The sequence below is a fragment of the Nitrococcus sp. genome (assembly GCF_059432795.1).
This window is the reverse complement of record NZ_JBXWZQ010000038.1, coordinates 1-2,780: the sequence shown is the minus strand read 5'-3', so window position 1 is coordinate 2,780 and position 2,780 is coordinate 1. Positions and strand designations below refer to the sequence as shown.

3 protein-coding genes are annotated in these 2,780 nt (G+C 59.0%); 2 read left to right on the top strand and 1 reads right to left on the bottom strand.

What is annotated here, in order from left to right; genetic code table 11:
• The coding region (locus AC52Q4_RS03280; protein WP_495535374.1) for a heme-binding protein at window positions 1–269 on the top strand (269 nt) is incomplete at its 5' end.
• A gap of 471 nt (window positions 270–740) precedes the next feature.
• On the top strand, window positions 741–2,036 hold the full coding sequence (locus tag AC52Q4_RS03275; RefSeq protein WP_495535373.1) for an MFS transporter: 1,296 nt from the start codon (window positions 741–743) through the stop codon (window positions 2,034–2,036).
• 433 nt (window positions 2,037–2,469) lie between these two features.
• On the opposite strand, the gene AC52Q4_RS03270 is transcribed toward AC52Q4_RS03275, so the two are convergent.
• Window positions 2,470–2,616 carry a hypothetical protein gene (locus tag AC52Q4_RS03270; protein WP_495535372.1) on the bottom strand — a complete coding sequence of 49 codons (147 nt, stop codon included), beginning with the start codon at window positions 2,614–2,616 and terminating at the stop codon, window positions 2,470–2,472.
• Window positions 2,617–2,780: the final 164 nt, after the last annotated feature.

Here is a 2,780-nt window from a genome sequence, read left to right as displayed (position 1 = left end):
ACAGCAGCCGCCATAAGGCTTATACGGCCGCCAGCCTCCGGGAATCCACGACCCGGCTGGCTCGTCTGATTGCCGGGAAACCCGAGCTCCAGGCCCTGCGGGACATGAACGCGTCCATTCTCATCCTTGCGGGCGGGCTGCCAATCCGTCGCAGCGGGGAGATCCTCGGGGGCATCGGTGTCGGCGGGGCCCCGGGGGGCGAGCTGGACGAACACTGCGCACAGGCGGGGTTGCGCGCCATCGATGCCGGTGCGGCAGACACGCCATAGGGTGCCACCCGATGGCAGCGTTGCCTACGTGCGCCAACGGCGCTTCAACGCAGGGGGCAATCAAGAAAATTCACCGCTCGGAGGTTATCTTTCTCCGCCATTCGGTAACCCCTTTTAGGAGACTCCCTTGCGCGAGCAGGGCGGCAGGGTAATGTTGTTGACTCGATAGCTGCTGTGTAGTAAGTAATTCCCGCTAACCAACGTGGTCCTTGTGGTCCTTATAGGACTTTAGTATAAGTACCGACGCACCACGAAACCGGGGCTGTCTATGTAGTCGCGGTGGTTCAATCTGACCGCGGATGAGTGGGTGGCCGCATCATTTGCGATTCGAGTAGCCGTTTGAGCCGGGCTTCCTATAGGGAGACATGATTTGCGATTTTACGTGATTCGCAGCCTGACCCCGAACGCAAGCGCGATGAGCCGGCAATAAACTACTCGGCAAATAAATATATCTTTTTGTAGGAGGAAGTCGTGGGAAGTCCATCTGTCGCGGTTAGTCCGAAGGGCGAGGCGCCGGGTAACCACCGGGTTTTGTTCCTAGCATTCGTGGCGTTCTCGCTCGGCTTTGGGGTGTGGGGAATGTTTTCGGCCCTCGCCCCCTTTCTGATTGAGTGGTACGATTTCAGCTCTACTCAAGTGCTCATTCTAGCTGCGATGGAGCCCTTGTTCGCGGCCGCCATCAGCATCCCGCTCGGCATTTGGACGGACAAATATGGCGGCCGGAAAGTTTTCACGCTTTTGCTTTTGAGCCTCGTCATTCCTCTGGCTTACGGATACTTCGCCGATAGCTACTTCGGCTTTCTGGTTGTTGGGTTGTTGCTCGGGCTCGGAGGTGCGAGCTTTGTGGTCGGCAACGCTCATGTATCGTCCTGGTACCCCCGATCGCAGCAGGGTACAGCCCTTGGCATCTTTGGCCTGGGCAACCTCGGACTCATCCTCGGCTTGATGACTGTCACTTTGGTGGTTGGTAGCGACTCGGGTCCGGACGGCTGGCGCCTGATATTCCCGATCTTCGGCACGGCTTGCCTGGTGATGGCGGTGATCTACTGGCTCTTTGCGTCCGATTCGCCGTATCGCGCGCAGAAAGGCCTTACGATGCGTGACATCATCGGCGTTTACCGTTCGGGCGTGGTGGTATGGCTGGTTGCCTACCTTTACTGGGTGTCCTTCGGGACCCTTGTCTTCTTTGCGTCGTTTATGCCGACCTATCTGGCCACCCAGTGGCATGTGGATGCCAGCCACGCGTCCATGGTGTTCACCCCGCTGATGGTTGTCTGCGTCGCCATCACCCGGCCGCTGGGCGGCTGGCTGGCCGACCGTTTCGATACCCTGAAAGTCCTGATGCCTATGTACGGCGTTATGGCCGTTCTGACCCTGCTTGTCGCCATGCAGATTTCACTGAAGGCCGAGCTGTTCGCCATTTATGCGCATGCGCTGATCTCTGGCGCTGCCGCGGCCGGGGTGATCAAACTGATTCCGGTCTACTTCCGGCAGGTCGGCACGGTCAGCGGACTGGCCAAGGCCGCCGGCGCGGCCTGCGGGGCCACCATGACAGCCGTCATGGCGATCAGCACGTCTCTGGGCGGCTACACTGGAGGCTTCGTCGTCTGGGCGCTGATGAACATCGCCGGATTCTACATCGTGTTTACGCGCGTCGGCTTCAAGCATGCAGAACCCATAGACTATTCCAAAGATTTTGCCGAAGCTCCACAACATGCGGAACCTCCACATCTGAAGGACGAAGTTCCATCTACTTTCTGGCCTTAGTAGTGCTACAGCGCGGGTTGCACCAGGGCATGGGCGCGGATGTGATCCGGCAGGCGGTGGGAGACCGGCACAATCTCGCTTTTTGAGCGCTTGAAAGTCGCGTTCTATTTGAGTAAGGCTGCGGTAGCGCTCTACCACCGCTTTCGGCGGCGCGGAGCTCGCTAAGATTGGTCACCAAAAGCAGTTTGCCGTTCAGGCGCTCGGCGGTAGAAAGTGCTTGGTCATCGATATCAAACGCTGTGAAGCGCTTGCGCGCAGATCGGTTTGAACGGTGCCGCTTAGGCGCTGCTCGAGCAGCGCCTAAGCGGGCATCCTGCGCATTGAGCCGTTTTTGGCAAGGCGCTCGCAGAGCGCCTCGATATGTCGCGGGCGTTGCTCCTCGGCGCCTGGGCAATGACCAGCCGGCGCGCTTACCACGGCGCTTCGGTAACGGTCAGGGCATCTCGCGCCGACTCCACCCGGTGGCGATCAATGAAGTGAACTGGCGGTGGCGATGCCTCAGCACTGCGAGAATGTAGCCCAATAGCTTGCGTACCGCGCCGCGCGTGTAATATTGGGCGGGGTCTTTCCTGCGAAGCAATTGATTTATTGCTGTTTCAGTCGGAAAACAGCATGTTTGTACCAACTGGGCTACGGCCAGCGTGAGTGACGATGAATTCGAAAGGGGACTTATGGGGATGGTGCTGGCAGGCATCGATACGGGCGCTTGGTTGCGATGAGGCCAACCACGAGCTGGCATACATC